Annotated in this window: 15 protein-coding genes; 8 read left to right on the top strand and 7 right to left on the bottom strand. The window is 70.8% G+C overall.

The annotated features are described in order from the left end of the window. Positions 1–103: 103 nt before the first annotated feature. Positions 104–823 carry a phospholipase D-like domain-containing protein gene (locus tag ACJ8AN_RS20805; protein ID WP_407757144.1) on the bottom strand — a complete coding sequence of 240 codons (720 nt, stop codon included), beginning with the start codon at positions 821–823 and terminating at the stop codon, positions 104–106. Between the two features lie 189 nt (positions 824–1012). Between ACJ8AN_RS20805 and radC the strand changes: the two genes are divergently transcribed. The 3 genes from radC to ACJ8AN_RS20790 are packed head-to-tail and all read left to right on the top strand — an operon-like array spanning position 1013 to position 4169. Continuing rightward, positions 1013–1786, top strand: a complete 774-nt coding sequence (gene radC, locus ACJ8AN_RS20800) for a DNA repair protein RadC (RefSeq protein WP_407757143.1) — start codon at positions 1013–1015, stop codon at positions 1784–1786. Next, the gene (locus ACJ8AN_RS20795) at positions 1783–2097 is read left to right on the top strand and encodes a DUF3006 domain-containing protein (RefSeq protein ID WP_407757142.1); all 315 of its coding nucleotides are present in this window, start codon (positions 1783–1785) and stop codon (positions 2095–2097) included. The genes radC and ACJ8AN_RS20795 overlap by 4 nt, the downstream gene beginning before the upstream one ends. A 2-nt stretch (positions 2098–2099) precedes the next feature. Then, positions 2100–4169, top strand: a complete 2070-nt coding sequence (locus ACJ8AN_RS20790; protein WP_407757141.1) for a RecQ family ATP-dependent DNA helicase — start codon at positions 2100–2102, stop codon at positions 4167–4169. Positions 4170–4245: 76 nt separating this feature from the next. Here ACJ8AN_RS20790 and ACJ8AN_RS20785 read toward each other — a convergent pair whose 3' ends face one another. After that, a complete protein-coding gene (locus tag ACJ8AN_RS20785) occupies positions 4246–5721 on the bottom strand; it encodes a hypothetical protein (protein WP_407757140.1) in 1476 nt (491 codons plus the stop codon). Positions 5722–5957: 236 nt separating this feature from the next. Here ACJ8AN_RS20785 and ACJ8AN_RS20780 point away from each other — a divergent pair, with 236 nt between their 5' ends. Continuing rightward, the gene (locus tag ACJ8AN_RS20780) at positions 5958–6107 is read left to right on the top strand and encodes a hypothetical protein (RefSeq protein WP_407757139.1); all 150 of its coding nucleotides are present in this window, start codon (positions 5958–5960) and stop codon (positions 6105–6107) included. On the opposite strand, the gene ACJ8AN_RS20775 is transcribed toward ACJ8AN_RS20780, so the two are convergent. Next, positions 6104–6424: a hypothetical protein gene (locus ACJ8AN_RS20775; RefSeq protein WP_407757235.1), complete on the bottom strand. Its 321-nt coding sequence runs from the start codon at positions 6422–6424 to the stop codon at positions 6104–6106. The genes ACJ8AN_RS20780 and ACJ8AN_RS20775 overlap by 4 nt on opposite strands. 47 nt (positions 6425–6471) lie before the next feature. Further along, the gene (locus ACJ8AN_RS20770) at positions 6472–9894 is read right to left on the bottom strand and encodes a tetratricopeptide repeat protein (protein WP_407757138.1); all 3423 of its coding nucleotides are present in this window, start codon (positions 9892–9894) and stop codon (positions 6472–6474) included. 71 nt (positions 9895–9965) lie between these two features. Here ACJ8AN_RS20770 and ACJ8AN_RS20765 point away from each other — a divergent pair, with 71 nt between their 5' ends. Beyond that, positions 9966–10385 (top strand): hypothetical protein, encoded by a 420-nt coding sequence (locus ACJ8AN_RS20765; RefSeq protein ID WP_407757137.1) that lies wholly within the window; start codon positions 9966–9968, stop codon positions 10383–10385. Between the two features lie 280 nt (positions 10386–10665). Here ACJ8AN_RS20765 and ACJ8AN_RS20760 read toward each other — a convergent pair whose 3' ends face one another. Together ACJ8AN_RS20760 and ACJ8AN_RS20755 are read right to left on the bottom strand one after the other, a co-directional pair. Continuing rightward, the gene (locus ACJ8AN_RS20760) at positions 10666–11613 is read right to left on the bottom strand and encodes an SDR family oxidoreductase (protein WP_407757136.1); all 948 of its coding nucleotides are present in this window, start codon (positions 11611–11613) and stop codon (positions 10666–10668) included. Between the two features lie 19 nt (positions 11614–11632). Then, positions 11633–12487: a lysophospholipid acyltransferase family protein gene (locus ACJ8AN_RS20755; RefSeq protein ID WP_407757135.1), complete on the bottom strand. Its 855-nt coding sequence runs from the start codon at positions 12485–12487 to the stop codon at positions 11633–11635. 234 nt (positions 12488–12721) lie between these two features. On the opposite strand from ACJ8AN_RS20755, the gene ACJ8AN_RS20750 reads away from it, so the two are divergent. Genes ACJ8AN_RS20750 through ACJ8AN_RS20740 form a run of 3 tightly spaced genes read left to right on the top strand, consistent with a single transcriptional unit; the run spans position 12722 to position 16014 of the window. After that, positions 12722–13375, top strand: coding sequence for a DUF4142 domain-containing protein (locus tag ACJ8AN_RS20750; RefSeq protein WP_407757134.1), 654 nt, complete (start codon positions 12722–12724; stop codon positions 13373–13375). A 6-nt stretch (positions 13376–13381) separates the two neighbouring features. After that, positions 13382–14800, top strand: a complete 1419-nt coding sequence (locus ACJ8AN_RS20745) for a DUF2254 domain-containing protein (RefSeq protein WP_407757133.1) — start codon at positions 13382–13384, stop codon at positions 14798–14800. A 38-nt stretch (positions 14801–14838) separates the two neighbouring features. Continuing rightward, the gene (locus tag ACJ8AN_RS20740; protein ID WP_407757132.1) at positions 14839–16014 is read left to right on the top strand and encodes a hypothetical protein; all 1176 of its coding nucleotides are present in this window, start codon (positions 14839–14841) and stop codon (positions 16012–16014) included. Positions 16015–16035: 21 nt separating this feature from the next. Here ACJ8AN_RS20740 and ACJ8AN_RS20735 read toward each other — a convergent pair whose 3' ends face one another. Continuing rightward, positions 16036–16965, bottom strand: coding sequence for a hypothetical protein (locus ACJ8AN_RS20735; protein ID WP_407757131.1), 930 nt, complete (start codon positions 16963–16965; stop codon positions 16036–16038). Between the last annotated feature and the right edge of the window lie 53 nt (positions 16966–17018).

Raw genomic sequence — 17018 nt, 5'->3', positions numbered from 1 at the left:
TCTCGTCCGGAGCGCTCCGAGGAAGCGCCGCCGACGAACGCGTGCCGGCGTGAGCGCCCGAAGGACCTGGCGCGAATCCGCGGGCATGGGCTCCACCGACGACTCAACCGACCTGCTCGAAGCAGTCGCGACACAGGGGCTTTCGCATCGTCGCCGGGTGTTGACTGCCACAGCGGTGGCAGTGGCTGTCCTCGTAGTCCTCGTTCTCGTACCGGGCCCACTTCTCGTAATCCTCGGCACAGTACGGACGCTTCGGGTTGTAGGGGATGGACCCGTCGCAACGGATGCAGTGGCCGACCGGGGCCCTGGCCCGCTCGGACCCCCTCTTGCGAGAGCCCTGCGCCCCCTGCTTTCGTTTGGAACCTTGAGTGCCTACCTCCTCCGTGTGCCGCTCGAGCGAGGTCAGGTAATCCTTCAGCTGATCCGCGAGCTTGTGATCGTCCTCGAAGGAGACGCCCACCTCGAAGCTGTTCTCCCCCGAGCTCGAGTAGAAGTTCATCGAGGTCACGATGGCCATGGACTCGTTGCGGTACACCTTCGAGTGGAGCCGCTCGATGACGGCCAGCGCCACCCCCGCGGCCTCCAGCCGCCGGAACCAATCGGTTCCCCGATACTCGGCGAGCTTGTCCTTTCGGAAGATCAGCCGCACCTCCACTTCCCGATCGAGCGCGGCGATCTCGAGCTGACGCACGAAGTCGCCGGTCGGGTCGATATACGGAGAGACGAGGGTCAACTCCTCCTCGGCCTTCACGATGAGCTCCCGGACCTTCGCGTAGATGGCCCCATCCGTGAGTAGCTGCGGAGTACTTCCGAAAAAACCCATTCGAGCTCCTCCCATCGAGTACGGCGCCTCTTCTACCAGTGCGTCTGCCCTGGGTGTCCGGCATCTGCTCGGCCCCGTCCCGGCGGGGAGGCGCTTCACGAAGAACGAGACGGTCTCACGTTGCGCCTCCCTCGGAGGCCCGCCCGGCACGCGCGTTGCTCCTGCCCCGGAGCGCGGAGGGAGGGCGGGATGGAACGGACGGCGGCGTTGGCGACGGTGGGGTGGGAGGAATCCGCGGGCGATGGGTCGGTGAGGGAGAAGCGACCGGAGGCGGAGAGCCCCCGGGAGCGCCTCTTCCGGTTGGGGGCGGCGGCCCTCACCGACCCGGAGCTGCTGTGCGTGCTGATGGGCTCGGGCGCGCGCATGCGGACGCTGGCGGAGGCCCTGCTCGCCGCGCGAGGGGGACTCAAGGAGCTGGTGCAGCGGGATCCGCGCGAGCTGTGCGCGCGTCCCGGAATGGGGCCGGTGCGCACCGCGCAGGTGATGGCGGCGCTGGAGCTGGGGCGCCGGGCCCAGCGCGTCACCGAGCGGCGGCCCCGGCTGCGCACGCCGAAGGAAATCTACACGTACCTGGCGCCCAACCTGAGCGCGCTGCGGCGCGAGGTCTTCCACGTGCTGTGCTTCAACGCGCGCAACGTGCTGCTGCACGACGCCCGGGTGGCCGAGGGCACCATCAACGCGTGCCCGGTGGATCCGCGCGAGGTGTTCGCCGCGGCCATCACCGCGCGCGCCTCGGCCATCGTGCTGGCCCACAACCACCCCTCAGGGGACCCGGAGCCCTCGGGGCAGGACCTGGGCCTCACCGCGCAGCTCATCGAGGCGGGCCGGGTGCTGGGCATCAAGGTGCTGGACCATGTGGTGATTGGAGATGGGACGTACGCCTCGCTGCTGGAGCGGGGCGAGTTGCCGTTGCTGGGTGGGGAGACACGAGGGCCATGGAGCATGGCGGGAGAGCGTGGATGATGCTGGGGACGTTGGGGGTGGTGGCGTGCGGTGGGGCGGGAGGGGCCGTGCAGGTGGAGGTGTTGGAGGACGAGGTGGCGCAGGTGGTGCCGGTGGGAGGGGGCAAGGCGTACACGGTGCCGCGCACCACCCTGCCCCCGGAGGCCCGGGAGGGAGACGTGGTGCGCAACGGCCGCCTGGATGCCGAGCATGGGGCCCGGCTGGCGCGCGAGGTGGCCGAGTGGCGGGCGCGCCTGGCTGTTCCAGTACCTGACGGGCTGGACCTGGACGCAGGAGCCGCTGAGTCGTTGACGGCCAAGAAGGAACAGTGAATATGCGACGGATGCCGGTGGACCTGCCCTACTACGAGCAAGCCCAGGAGGGACTGGTCCGCCACTTCGGGCTGGCCGAGTTCAGGCCGGGCCAGGCCCAGGTCATCAGCTCCGTGCTGAGCGGGCGCAACACCGTGGTGGTGATGCCCACGGGTGCGGGCAAGAGCCTGTGCTACCAGCTGCCGGCCATGCTGCTGCCCGGGGTGACGCTCGTCATCTCCCCCCTCATCGCGCTGATGAAGGATCAGGTGGAGCAGCTGGCCGGGCGCGGCATCTCCGCCACGTTCATCAACTCGTCGCTGTCGGACCTGGAGCGCGCGGACCGCATCCGCCGCCTGCGCGCCGGGGAGTTCAAGCTCGTCTACGTGGCGCCCGAGCGCTTCCGCAGCCCGAGCTTCCTGGACGCGCTGACGCAGGTGGGGGTGGACCTGCTCGCGGTGGACGAGGCGCACTGTATTTCCCAGTGGGGCCACGACTTCCGGCCGGACTACGCGCAGCTGGGTCAGATACGCAAGCGCCTGCGCCCACCGCGCACCGTGGCCCTCACCGCCACCGCCACCCCCGAGGTGCGCGACGACATCGCCCGCTCCCTGCTGATGAAGGACCCGGAGGTGTTCGCCGAGGGCTTCGACCGGCCCAACCTCTTCCTGGAGGTCTTCGACGTCGGCGGGGACGAGGACAAGCGCCGGGCGTGCGCGGGGCTCGCGTCGCTGGGGGGCGGCAGCGGCATCATCTACTGCTCCACGCGCAAGTCGGCGGAGAACACGCACTCCTCGCTGCTGGAGCGGGGGGTGAACGCCATCCTCTACCACGCGGGCATGGACGACGACGCGCGGCGCCGGGCCCAGGACGACTTCATGTCCGCCAAGGAGGCGGTGGCGGTGGCCACCAACGCCTTCGGCATGGGCATCGACAAGCCGGACATCCGCTTCGTCGCCCACGCCAACATCCCCAAGGCGGTGGAGGCGTATTACCAGGAGATAGGGCGCGCGGGCCGCGACCGGGGCCCCGCCTTCGCCGCGCTCCTCTTCAACCACGCGGACGTCTACACGCAGGAGCGGCTCATCGAGAGCAACCACCCGTCGGAGACGGTGCTCTCGGACGTGTGGAACGTGCTGCGCGGCGTGCCCGAGTACGACAAGGGCATGCACGTGCTCGCCGCCCAGGCCGGCGCCAGCGAGTTCGAGATCTCCTCCGTGCTGCGCATCCTGGAGCGCGAGGGGAAGATTGAGCGCGGAGGCCGCGGCGAGGGCGAGTACGGCATCACCCTGACGGAGAAGGCGCCCGCGACGCAGCCCCATGCGCCGGATGCGCGGCGGCTGCTGGCCTCGCTGCTGGAGACGTTCCCCGTGGGGCGCTCGGCCACCACCGAGCTGCCCATCCTGGCGAGGCGCACCGGGCTGTCCGGCGATGAGATTCAGCACGCGCTGAAGCTGCTGGAGCGCGCGGGAGCGGTGAACGTGCGCCGGCCCTTCTCGGGACGCGCCATCCGCGCGCTGGCGCAGGTGCCCTTCCGCGAGCTGGGCGTGGACCTGAGCAAGGTGCGCGAGCAGGAGCGGCGCTCCCTGCTGCAGCTCAAGCGGATGACGGACTACGCCTACACGAAGAACTGCCGGCGGGCCTTCATCCTCAAGTACTTCGGCCAGCAGGACGTGGAGGGCACGTGCGGCAACTGCGACACGTGCGCGGGCGGCCGGCTGAAGCGGCTGGAGGGAGTCTCGCGCCCCGCCACCGCGCCCCGGGCCACGCCCACGCTGGCTCCCGGACGGCCCGACGGCTACAGCGAGCTGGCCGCCACCGAGCTGCGCCGCTGGCGCAAGGAGCTGGCGCGCGACCTCGAGGTGCCGCCCTTCATCATCTTCAACGACGAGACGCTGCGCGGGCTCGCCGCGGCCCTGCCCATCGACCGGGAGTCCTTCCTGACGGTGAAGGGCACGGGCGAGAGCCGCTGGGAGCGCTTCGGTCCCAAGGTGGTGGAGATCTGCCTCATGGCCCGCGCCGCCGGCCACGAGCCCATTCCGGTGGCCCCGGCGCCGCCCAGGGTGCGCCGCGCCCGGAGCACCCGCCACTGAGACCACGGCGGTTCCGCCTCGGGGCACCGCCCACGCTCATGAGACGCGGGCGGTGCTCGAGCCGGGGTGAATCAGCTCACTGGCAGTCGCGTGCCTCGAAGTGGCCGAGCAGCGGGTGGCTGCCCTCGGGCGCGGTGTCGCGGCCCACCAGGCACTGGCCCTCCGGCACCGACACCTCGGCGCCCGTGGCCGCCAGCGACAGCGCGCCCGTCACCACCTGCAGACCCCCGCGGAAGCCCGTCGCCTCGTTGGCGGGCACCGCCCGCAAGCTCGGAACGGTCCCGCCGCTCAGCCGCACGCGGTACGTCTCGTTGTTGTAGTACGAGGGCACCTCGTACGACGGGTCCGTCGCCAGCGACGCGAGGTTCAGACCCACGGACAGGTCGAACTCGGGCCGCACGCCCAACATCGGCACGCCATCCGCGCCCTTCGTGATGACCAGGTCGAAGTGACGGCCGGACAGCGTGTTGAGGTCCACCGTGACGAGCCGCTGGTCACCCAGGGCCACGTAGCTCTGCGCATCGCCCAGGCCGAGGTGCGCGATGAGGAACTGCTCGGCGTGGTCGCGAACCTCCATCTCGTAGGACATGCCGGAGAGCGACACCACCCACTGCTTGCCGGACAGCTGCGCCGCGCTGCCCGTGTACGGCATGCGCACCTCGGTGGTGTTCAGGTTCAGGGCGAAGCTCGCGTGGGTCGCGCCGTCCTGCTGCCACGTCCGCACCGAGGTCAGGGGCGCGGCCTTGTCCGAGCTGAAGGCGAAGGTGCCGCCGGAGGAATCCATCTCGAGGCGCAGCGCGTCCAGGATGGAGGTCTCGAAGGTGATGTCCTGCGGGCCCGCGCTCGTGAGCGCCAGCTCCACCCGGCCCACCATCACGCGGGGAAGCTGCGCGGAGCTCTCGGGGCTCAGGAACTGCACCGTGTCCTTGATGCCCTGGAGGTCCAGCGTCAGGCCGACGCGGGTCTCGTCGAAGGCCAGGCTCATCGGCTCCTTGCGCTCGGGGCCGACGAGCAGCTCCAGGTTCATGCCCTTGCCCAGGTAGGAGGCGCGGATGCGCAGCTCGGCCTTGTTCACGGCCTCCACGCAGCTGGGGCTGGGCGCATACGAGCCGTCGGAGCACAGGTCATCGCCCTGGAGGAGGAACACGGTGGAGCCGCCCTCGGTCTTCTCCACGTTGGCCTCGGTGAAGATGCGCTCGCGCAGGTACTTCTCCGACAGCGCGGCCATGGACTCGGTGGTGGCCTCGTCCGGAGCGCTCACCCCCGGCATCGAGGTGGGGGTGCAGGGCGCGGTGTCCGGGGTACCGCAGGTGGGCGTGCCGGTGATGGGAACTCCCGAGAAGCTGCCGGTGAGGATGTTGGCCGCCTCGCCCAGGCCGCCGAAGGCGGACATCTGGCTCATCATCCGCAGGCTGGTGCTCACGCCCCGGACCATCTCGCCCGAGTGGCTGGCGGTCACCTCGGCGACCTCCTTCGCCTCGGGGGGCGAGCTGCATCCGACAGCGCCCAGCGCGAGGGCCAGCGTTCCGGTCAACAGGAGCTTCGTGTTCATGTCGTCTCCACTGATACGGGTTGGGGTGCCGCGACTGGAGCAATGGGCGGGCCAACCTGGGGGCCCCGACATTCCGCTGGGTTTCACGCGCTCGGAGGAGCGGAGGCGCCGCGCCACGCGACACACGCGTCGCGGTGTGCAGCACGAGCCGCGCGGACCGTGCACGGACGGCACCACCGCGGGCGCGGGGCCACACCTCCCGCTTCGAAACGCCGTGGGGCTAAGATTCCGGAGCCATGAAAATCTTCATCTTCACCCCGGTCGCCAACGCGGCCGTCTCCAAGCAGCAGGCGGAGGAGACCTACGCGGCGGCGCGCGTGCCGGGCGAGGAAGGACCGCCCCAGCCCCACCGCGCCAGGGCACAACCCACCGCCTTCGCCCGCTAGCGCCGCGAGCCCCGGCGCAACGCGAGGCTGCGCAGCGAGCCCATGAACACGCCCACCACCACCGCGAGCAGGAAGATGATGACGAGAGTGGTGGCGCCAAACACCAGCCGCAGCACGGACTCGGAAACGAGGCCGGAGAAGTAGGCGTCGCGCAGCGGCTGCATCAACCCCACCAGCTCCAGCGCCCGGGCCGGCAGCGAGTCGAGCGAGAGGGAGATCCGCTGCAGGAGGAGCGTGGGGTACACGCGCCGCGCGCCCTCCACCCCGATCCCCACCAGCAGGTAGAGCACGGAGAGCAGGAAGGCATTGCCGCCCATGATGCGCATCAGCGGCAGGGGCGGCGGGGTCTGGGTCTGTTGCACGCTCACTTGCCTCCCGCCTTGCGCAGCAGGGCTGGCAGGGCCTTCTTCACCCGGCCCGCTTCGGGCGAGCCCGCCGCCAGCTTCAAGAACATCTTGTACGCCTCCACCGCTCGCGCCGTCTCGGCGGGGTTGCGCACGAGCGCATCCGCGAGGGACAGCCAGGCGAGCCCGTCCACCGGCTCCAGCTCCACCGCGCGCGCCAGCGACTTCATCGCCGTGGCCTCGTCGCGCTGCTTGAGCGCCACCTGCCCCAGCACCAGGTGGTTGCGCCCGGAGAAGGGCTCGAGCTTCACCGCCTCGTCGGCGGCCGCGCGCGCGTCCTTCACCGCTCCGGCGGCGAGCAGCACCCGCGCCATGGCCGCCTGGGCGAAGGCCTTGTCCCACGTGACCGGCGCCTTGTCGGCAATCGCTTGCAGCGCCTTGGCCGCGGCCCGCCCGCCCGAGTCCTCCGACCAGTGCTCGCCCAACCGGCCGCACGGCGTCTCCGGCCCCTCGCGGCGCGCCGCCTCGAAGGCCTTGCCCGCGTTGGCCACCAGCCCCTGGCGCATGAAGGCCAGGGCGATGTCACAGAAGGTCTCCGCCGACTTGCTATCCAGCCGGTTGGAGCTCTCCAGCTCCGCGAAGCCGCCCCTGGAGTCGCCCAGGGCGAAGAGGATTTCCGAGCGCACGCGGTGCGCCTCGGGGTCGCTCGCCACGAGCTTCACCGCGCGGGCCGAGGCCACCTCGGCCTCCTTCATGCGCCCCTCGCGGTACAGCGCCATGGCGAAGCCCTTCTGGGCCGACGGAGCGCCCGGGTTGTCGAGCAGCCACTCCTCGAACTGCTTGAGGGAGTCCTTGGTGCGGCCCAGCGCCAGCAGCGCCCGGCCCAGGGCCTCGCGCGCCTCGCCATGCGAGCCGTTGCGCTCCACCGCCTGCGTCAGCGGCTTCACCGCCAGGTCTGGCAGCCCCCGGGAGATGAGCAGCCGGCCCAGCGCGCACGGGGCCTCGTAGTCCCGCGCGTCCTCGGCCACGGCCGCCTCGAGCAGGGTGGCCGCCTTGTCCAGCGCCTTGTCCTGCCAGGCCAGCATCGCCAGCGCCGTGCGCACCTCGGCCTTGGAGGCCTTCGTCGCCCCGAGCGTCTTCTCCAGCGCGGCCACCGCCCGCTCGCGCTCGCCCTCGGCGACGTCGGCCTGGGCCAGGTAGATGATGGCCTCGGCGGGGTAGCGGTCGTCCACGCGCGTGCGGGCCAGCTCCACCCGGGCGCGCTTCCAGTCTCCCTGCTTCGCGTACGCCGCGCCCCGCACCAGCGCCACCTCACGGCCCTCGCCCTCCACGCGCGAGAGCACCTCGCGCTCACGGTCCCGGTCGAGCAGCGCCCGGCCCAGGCCCGCCTTCGCGTCGTCGCTGTCGAGCTTCAGAATGAGGGCCTCCTCGAAGGCCTTCTGGGCGGCGGCCATGTCCCCGGCCGCGCGGTTCGCCTCTCCGAGCGCGAGCAAGGTCTCGTAGCGCAGCGGGCCCTTCATGCCCTCGGCGAGCAGCGTGCGCGCCTCGCGGGCCTTGCCGAGCACCGTCATCAACCGGCCCTGCACCAGCCGGTGGCGCTCGTGCAGCGACACCGGCAGCGCGTCCACCGTCAGCCCCTGCACGTCCGAGAGGGCCTGCTCCAGCTCCTGGCCGAGCAGCAGCCGGCTCTCCGCGACGCCGAACCGGGCCACGGGGTGCTCGGGGGCGAGCTTCGCGGCGGTCGAGTACATCTTCAGGGCGTTCACCGGATCGCCCGCGTCGCGGTAGTACGCGCCGAGCGACAACAGGGCGCGCACGTTGCGCGGCGACGCCTTCACGGCCCGCTCGAGCCGCTCCAGGGCCTCCTTCGTCTTGCCCTGTTCGAGCAGCACGGCGCCGGCCAGCGCCAGCGCCTCCGGGGACTCCACCTTCGCGTTCACCAGGGCCCGGTTCGCGGCATCGCGGCCCTGCGCATCGGCCACCAGCGCGTCCACCAGCAGGGCGCTCACCGGGTGCTCCCCGCGCACGTTCGGACGGTTCAGCGCGGCGAGCGCCTGCGCACGCTCCTCGGCGGAACCCGTGTCCGCGTACCGCAGCGCGTGGGCGTAGGCCGACAGGGCCCAGGCGCGGGTGTTGTCGTCCTCCAGCGCCACCACGCGGCCGAGCAGCGAGAGCGACTCCTGGCGCGAGGCCTCCGTGTCCTGCTCGAGCGTCCGCGAGACACGGTCCAGACTCGCGGCGAGCGCCTGGCCGCCCTGCTTCGCGCGCACGACGAGGAACACGCCGGCGAGCACCACCACGAGCGTCATCGCCGCCAGCACCTTGAGGGTGAGCGGGGAGAGGACGGAGCCCGAACCCTTGGGAAGGAGCTTCTCGCGCAGCTCTCGCTCGTAGGCCGAGGTGAGGGCCGCCACGTCCTGGACGGGAGGCCGCGCCAGCGGAGCGCTGCCCGGCGAGGGCACCCGCATGACACTGGCGGTGGCCTCGGGCAGCTCCTCGAGCAACCCACGCCGCGCCCCCGTCGCGCCGGGACGCGCGGTGGGAGGAGGCGAAACAACGGCCGGAGACTCCTCGGCGGCCGGGGGCTCCTCCAGGGGAGGCAGGTCCGCGAGCAGACCTCCGTCCTCGCCGGCAACGGCCTCCACCATCTCCGACACGACGGGGATTTCCGCCGAGAGCAGCAGCGGCGCCTCGTCCGCGGGCGCTTCCTCTCCGAGAATCTCCGCGGCCTCGGGAGCTTCCCCTTCCGCGGGAGTGGCCGGAGCAGCGGCCTCGGCGGGCGCGCTCCCCTCGATTTCCCCGGCGTCCAGCGCCAGCACGGGCGCCTCTTCCGAAGCCGCCACCTCGCCCTCGAGCAACGGCTCGGAGAGCTCTTCCGGAGCCGCTTCCAGCACCGCCACCGCCTCGGGGGCCGCGGACTCGGGAGCCGGCTCGGAGGTGGCCTCGGACGCCTCGGGCGCGGCCGCGGGCGCGGCGGACTCTTCCGCGGACTGGGGCTCGAGCGCGTTCAAATCACCGAAGGCCGGAGCGGGACCACCCGCCAGCGCGGCCTGCGCCTGCTCCATCCACCCGCGCACGCGGGCGTCGTTCGGCTGCAGCGCCAGCGCCTTGCGCAGAATGGGCAGCGCCGAGCGGTACAGCCCCTTCTGCAGCAGCACCTCGGAGATGAGGTTGTAGGCGTGGGGGTTTTCCTTGTCGATCGACACAGCCTGATCGAACTGCGCCATCGCCTCGGCGGGGCGGCCCATGTGGATGAGCGCCTTGCCCCACAGCACCCGTCCCGTCACCGAGTTGGGGTGGTGGGCGATGCCCTGTTCGCACACGGAAATGGCCCGGGCATGCTCGCCCTTGGCGATCAACGCCTTGGCCAGTTCGACGAATACCGATGAGGCAGGATCCTGGGCGAGGAGCTGCTCGTAGCGCTCCACCAACGATTTGGCCATGCGGCCGGGGACCATAGCACCGGCACACCGCGCGTTTCGCCCCCTCTGGAATGGGTGCTAGCGTCCTCCGGGTGATTCGCCTGCTTGCCGTGCTGCTCGTTCTCACTCTCAGTGGGGCGTGCGCCCACACGAAGAAGACCGCGGATACCGAGAGCCTTCGCCCCACGGTGGAATCCTTCCACCAGCGTGTGCGCTGGAAGGACTACCGGATGGCCGCCCGCTACATCGTCCCCGAGCGCCGCCAGGAATTCGAGAAGGCCGTCCGGGAGCACGAGGACGAGCGCGACCTGGACATCACCGACTACGAGATTGAAGGCGTGGAGCTGGCGGACGAGGGCCAGCGGGCCATCGTCACCAGCACCTTCCGCTGGACGCGCCTGCCCTCGCTGTCGGTGCAGAAGGCCACCGTCACCTCGGAGTTCGTCTACCGGGACGGGACGTGGCTGATGGAGCGCCAGGAGGGCGGGCCGTTCGACGGCGCGCTGCCCTGAGGCACCCGCGAGAGCCGGAAAAAAAATCGCCCACCGCCTCGGGGCCGGCCGAGACGGTGGGCGCCGGAGGTTCCCCCATGGAACCTCCTCACTTGCCCTGTCTCTTGAGCAATGCGGGTGCCAATGCCCTGGCCCCCCGTCCGCCCCATGAATATCAAGGGTTTGCCCCGCGGCCCCGGGTGCACCGGGTGCTGGAAAAGCCACGGAGCATGACAGCCATGTCAGGATTCCCTCGGAGCCCCATGCCCCGGGCCCCTGACACGGGCGTCAGGAGAATCCCTTACTCGCTCAAGAGGGAGCGGATGGTTTCACGCATGGAGTGGCGCGGCTTCCACTCCACGTCCTTCTGCCAGCGCGAGCCATCCACGTTGCAGAGGAACTGGATGTGGTCGAGCTCGGGCGGGGGGAAGCTGGCGAGCCGGTACTTGAAGAGCAGGCCGAGCAGAGGCCGGGCCACCGGGTGGGGCACGGGGATGGCGGTGTGGCCGAGCTCGCGGTGGACGGAGGACAGGGGCACCTCGCCGGGGCCCACCACGTTGTAGACGCCCTTGGGCTCGGGGCGCAGGGCGGCCTCCACCATGGCGCGCGCCACGTCCTCCACGTGGATGAGCTGCACCATCGGATCGAACCCCGCGAGCACCCAGGGACGGCGCAGCCGCAGGTAGTTGCTCGGGGCGTTCTTGATGGTGGGGCCGACGATGTGGACGGGCCGGAGGATGACCGTCTGGATGTCGGGGTGCTTCCAGAAGAAGCCGTGCGCGAGCATGTCGACTTCAATCAGGTCGCGCACTCCCGAGAAACGGCTGGCCGCCATGAGCGGCGCATCCTCGGTGAGGAAGTTGGAGTTGTCGGGGCTCGGGCCGTAGACGTTGGCGGAGGAGAGGACGACGACTTTCTTCACGCCGTACTTGGCGCAGTACTCGAGCAGGCGCGTGGTGCCCACCACGTTGAAGGAGTGGTGCTCCTCCTCGCTCATGCGCGGGTCGTGCATGATGCCCATGTGGATGACGGCGCGGATGTCGTTCTTGCGGAAGACGTCCTCGGCCTTCTTCTTGCGCAAGTCCAACTGGTGCATCTCGATGTCCTTCGGCCGACCCACGAAGGGACGCCGGTCGATACCGATGATGCGCTCGTGCTTGTGCAGCTGCTTGGCGAGGGCCCGGCCCAGGTTGCCACTGATGCCGGTGACGACGACGGCGGACCGCTTGTTGGAGGAATCCTGAGTCATGGTGCGTGTGCCGGGTGTCTCACCAGAAGACGCTCTGGCGCTCCTTGAGGCCCTGGTTGAGCATGGTCTGGATGGCGGTCTTCACGGTGCGGACCTTCTTGTCCAGCTCGCTGTCCTCGTCGTCCGGGCGGCCGGTGAAGTGCAGCGGGTCTCCGAAATAGATGCGGTACTTCGTGGGCAGGGGCAGGGGCAGTCCGGTGACGGTGACGGGGAAGGACGGGAAGCCGAGCAGCTTCGCCATGGGCTTGACGTCCATGAGCGCGGGAGCCTGCTCCTCGGCGCCCACCACGGCCACGGGGACGATGGGGGTGTCCGTCTCCAGCGCCAGGCGCATGAAGCCCAGGCCGAACTCCTGGAGCTGGTAGCGCTGGGGCCATAGCTTGCCGAGGCCCCGGACGCCCTCGGGGAAGACGAGGATGGCCTCGTCGGCCTCGAGCAGGCGGCGGCAGTTCTCCGGCGTGCCGACAATCTGCCCCACCCGCGCCATGAAGGTGGAGACGTAGGGCAGCGAGGGCACCCACTTCTCCACCATGCTGCGGATGGCGCGCGGCGGGTCCGCCTCCAGCAGCAGGGACACGCCAATCATGGCGCCGTCCATGGGCAGCTGGCCCGAGTGGTTGGAGATGAGGAGGACGCGGCCCCTGGGCAGCTTCTCGATGCCGTACGTCTCCACGCGGTGGTACTTGCGGTAGAGCCAGAAGAAGGGGGCGAGCGCCGACAGGCTGTAGTCGAGGTTGAAGCCGAACGGGTCCACCCCGTACTCGTTGCCGGAACGGGCGAGCGCCTGGAGGCGCTCCTTGCGCTCCGGCCCCACCATGCGCTCCGTCCACTCGCGGAGCTCCTGCTTCACCTTGTCGGAGAAGTGCTCGAGCATGGCGAGTGTCTACACCATCGCTCCCCGGGCCGGGAGGGAAACGGGCGGGAGTGCCGACCGGCAACCGTCCCACCGGGTGCACCCCTTCGCCCCGGGCCCTCCCCGCGGGGTGGGAGGAGCGGACGTGGGAGAGCCGGGCCCCCGCCGCGCCGCCTGCCTCCAGCGCTTGTGGGTCAACACCTCGCACCCCAGCTTTGCTTCATCCCTCGGACCCAGGAGGTCGTAGACATGAGGATGCGACGATGGCTTTGGAGCGCGGGGCTGCTGGCAACCCTCGGCGTGGGCGCGGGCTGTGCCCACAGCGAGGCCCAACAGGCACGCAGCCAGGGTGAGAGGGTGGGTGAGGCCGTCTCGAAGAAGGTCCGCTTCGTGGATCAGCTCTCCCTGTTGAATCAGCAGCAGATCGTGCTGAGCAAGCTCGCCCTGGAGAAGTCCACCAACCCCGAGGTGCGGCGCTTCGCGCAGGAAATGCTCCAGAACCATCAGCGGAACGAAGCCGACCTGGAGGCGCTGGCCCGGAGCAAGACCCTGGCGCTGTCCGAGCTGGACGAGAACTGGGAGCAGCAGGGCCTTGGCGGCGCGGGCTTCGAGGGCGCACAGAAGGGCGTCGAGAAGGGCCAGTCGGGGTACGACAAGCAGTACGACCAGCGGGTGGACGAGTTCCTCGTGAAGCGCGAACAGCTGGAGGGCCTGAGTGGCCCCGCGTTCGACAAGGCCTTCCTGGACCAGGTGCGCAAGGACCAGAAGCGGGGCGGGAAGCTCGTCGACCAGGGCCTGGACGACTACCGCAATGACGCCGCGCTGGCGGTCTTCCTCGGCAGGACCGCGCCGGTGTTCAACAGCCACGAGCAGCAGGCCGAGTCGCTCCGGCAAGCCGTCGGAAGGTGAGCGCCCGTGAGCCTGAACGTGGGAGTGGCGCCCGCCCCTCGAGGCTGGCGGGCGCCGGCCGTGGGACAGCGGCCCGTGGGCCCCTGGAGCGAGCACCCCCTGAAGCGGGTGTGGGCACGCAACAACTCGTGGCTGCTCCCCTCCCTGGGAGCCCTGCTGGGAGCCGCGCTGGCCGTGCTCTTCGTGGCCAACCCCTTCGGCACCCAATACGGGCCGCTGCGGGGCCTGGCCTGGCGCATCACCGTCGCGCAAGCACGGACGGGCCTCGGTTCGGTGCTGGGGGTGGTGCTCACCTCCCTGAGCATCTCCCTGTCGGTGTCTCTGGTGGTGCTGCAGAACACCGCGAGCCAGTACTCCCCGCGCCTGCTGCGCCTCTTCATGCACCGCTGGGGCTTCCGCATCCTCGTCCCCACCTTCGTGGCCACCGGCGTCTACTGCCTAGTGGGCATCTACGCGTTCGGCTTCGTGACGGACCCGGGCGAGGCGCCCCGGCCGGCGCTCTCCATCGCCATGCTGCTGCTCGTCTGCTGCGGCGCGGCCCTCGTCTTCCAGATGACGTACATGCTCACGCTGGTGCGCGCCGAGCAGATCGTCCGCCAGACGAAGTCCTACTCCCTGAAGGTGGCGCACATGCTGGACGATCGGCGCCGCCTGGACGCGGAGCAGCCCCCCACCGCCCCGGCCCTCTCCGGCACGTGGCGGCCCGTGCTCTCCCCGGCCTCCGGCTTCGTGGTGGACCTCGACGCGCGGGCGCTGCTGCGGCTGGCCAGGGCCCATGGGCTCGTCATCCAGATGGACGTGGTCATCGGTGAGCCCGTGATGCGCGGCTCGCGGCTCGGCCGGATGCTCTCGGAGAAGGGTCCCCTCGAGGAGGACTCGCCCGTGCGGGAGGCGGTGGAGCGCGCGGTGATCATCGGCCCCTGGCGCGAGCCGGACAGGGACCTGGCGCTCGGGGTGCGGCAACTCGTGGACGTGGCCATCAAGGCGCTCTCGCCGGGCGTCAATGATCCGTCCTCGGCGGTGGAAGCCCTGGACGAGCTCACCGTCCTGCTGTGCGAGCTGTGCGCGCTGCGGCAGGGCCCCCGCGTCCTGGCCGGCCCCACGGGTCACCCACGCGTCTTCCTGCGCGCGCTGGAGCTGGGGGACTACCTGCTCCTGGCCACGGATCAGATCGGCCGTTACGGCGCCCGCGAGCCCGCCGTGGTGCTGCGGTTGCTGCGGCTGGCCGGAGAGGTGGGACTGCGAGCCAGACGGGAGCAGGACCAGCGGGCCAGCCGCGAGCTGCTCCACCAGATGCGCGCGGCCGCCGAGTCGGCCCTGGGCGACTCCCCACGCCTGCCGCTGGTGCGGCGCTACGCCGAGGAGGTGGAGCAGTCCCTGGAGCACGCGCAGCCCCTGCCTCCCCTGCCCGCGCTCGGCTTCTGAGCGGTGCCTTCCCTCCGATTCCTCGCCTTGGAGCAGCCATGGACGTGCCCGCGTCGTTACAGGACTTCTCCCTCATCCGGGGAGGACCCTTCCTCCCGCTGCGGCGGTGGCTCCACCTCACGCCCTCGCGCAGGCCCCATCCGCTCCGGCGGGTGCTTGCCCTGCCACTCCTGGCGTGGCTCCCCCTGCTCGTCCTCACCGTCGCGCGAGGCGAGCCGTCGCTCCACGCCTTCCTCCTCGACTTCCCCATCCACATCCGGCTGCTGCTCTCGGTGCCCCTACTCCTCGCGGCCGAGCCCTTCGTCGACCACCGCCTCGCGCTGGCCGCGCGCCAGCTCGTCACCTCGGAGCTCGTCCCGGCGGAGCACCTGCACGCCCTCGACGCCGCCGCGCGCGAGGCGAAGAGACTCCGGAGCCTGGGGCTCGTCGAGGCCGGGCTGCTGGTCCTCAGCTACGCGCTCTCCCTCGTGCAAGAGCTCGGCGAAAAGCACGCGGAGTGGCTCACCGGGGACGGGAGACACCCCACCCTGGCCGGCGGGTGGTACCTCGCGATGAGCCTGCCCCTCTTCCGCTTCCTGGTGCTCTGGTGGCTGTGGCGCGGCATCGCGTGGAGCTTCTTCCTGTTCAGGGTATCGCGGCTGCCCCTCGCCCTGAAGCCCACCCATCCGGACTTCACGGGGGGCCTCCGCTTCCTGTGCAACGCCCAGAGCAGCTTCTCCCTCGTCGTCTTCGCGCTGGCCTGCACCACGGCCGGCATCACACGGCAGCTGAGCCGGATGGGCCCCACCGAGGATCCACTGAGGTACGCCACTCCCCAGCTCGTCCTCGCGCTCGTCGCCGTCCTCCTCGTCTTCGCTCCGCTGGCGTTCTTCTCCCGCCCGCTCCTGAGGGCGAAGCGGCTCGGAGAGCTCCACTTCTCCACGCTCGCGGCCCTCCACTCGCGGGACTTCGAGCGCAAGTGGTTCGGCGCCGAGGTGGGCACGGCACGGGCTCCGGGCGATCCCCAGCCGCAGCTGCTGGGCGCTATCGAGTTCTCCTCGCTCGCGGACCTGGGGACGGCCTTCGACGTCACGCACCGGATGCGGTTGTTTCCCTGGAGCCGCAGGCCGCTGCTGTCCGTCACCATCGCGGCCCTGACGCCCCTGGCGCCGCTGCTCATCCTGGACCGGCAGTTCCTCGGGCTCCTCGTGCAGCTCGCCCAGAAACTGCTCTGACGGGGCACTTCCACCGGCCGCTCAGCGGAGCTTCGTGACCAGCAGCACCGAGAGCAGGAGCGCGCTGCCCGCCCCCACCGCCACGGCCAGGGGCTTGCGCAGGCCGTCGCTCAGGGCGGACAGGATGCCGCTGGACACCTCCCAGCCCGCTTTCCGGAGGATGCCCCTTCCCGAGGTGGATTCACGCAGGGCGCGCACCTGGCGGACCAGCTCCTCGGTGGCGCCACGCACGCACGCCGCGGCCACCTGCTCGGCCGTGTCCTCCACCGCCCGGACCACCACCCCTTCGCGCTGGTTCCACTGGGTCCGCAGCTCCGTGGCGAGTTGATCCACGAATGCGTGAACGAGGCTCCGCCCCACGCGCTCGAGGAGGGCGGCGAGGGCCTCGTTCTCCTCCTTCACCTTCGCGCCGAGTCCCTCGACGAGCCCACGCCCCACCTGCGACGAGAACTCGGCCGCCACCGGCGCCAGCTGCGGCATCGAGTCGTGGAGCTGTCCCAGCGCGCCCTGCACCGCTCCAGCGGCGGCGAGCCGGGCCCGCGTCCCGGGCGTGCGAATCTCCGCCTCCCGGTTCGCCGCGACCCGCGCGGATTGCTCGAGCAACACGTTCAGCCGCGCCATCACCTCCGAGGAGAACACATTCAAGCCGGGCAACGAGCGCCGCAGCTGCTCCACCGCTCCACGCACCGCGCCCTGGGCGATCAGGCTCGACCACTCCTCGGAGGGCCGGGGCGGACGCTCGGCGGCCTCATGCGCCATGCGCTCGAGCAGCGCCAACACATCCTGGAAGACGGCCTGGACCTGCCCGTCGAGCTCCGGAAGCCCCGCCCGCAGCTCCTCGGTGGCACCGCGCACCGCGCCGCTGGCGATTCCCTGGGCGGCGAGGCGCTCGATGGACAGGGTGAGCTGCCGCAGCAGTTCCACCGGAGACAGGCGCGCCTCTTTCCTCATCGCTCCTCCTATAGGAGACGCTGGGCACTTCCCGGTCCGGTGGATAGTCCGGC

This window comes from Archangium sp. (assembly GCF_045802675.1).
Taxonomy (GTDB): Bacteria; Myxococcota; Myxococcia; order Myxococcales; family Myxococcaceae; genus Archangium.
The sequence above is the reverse complement of the archived record's forward strand: the minus strand, read 5'-3'. Positions and strand labels throughout refer to the sequence as shown.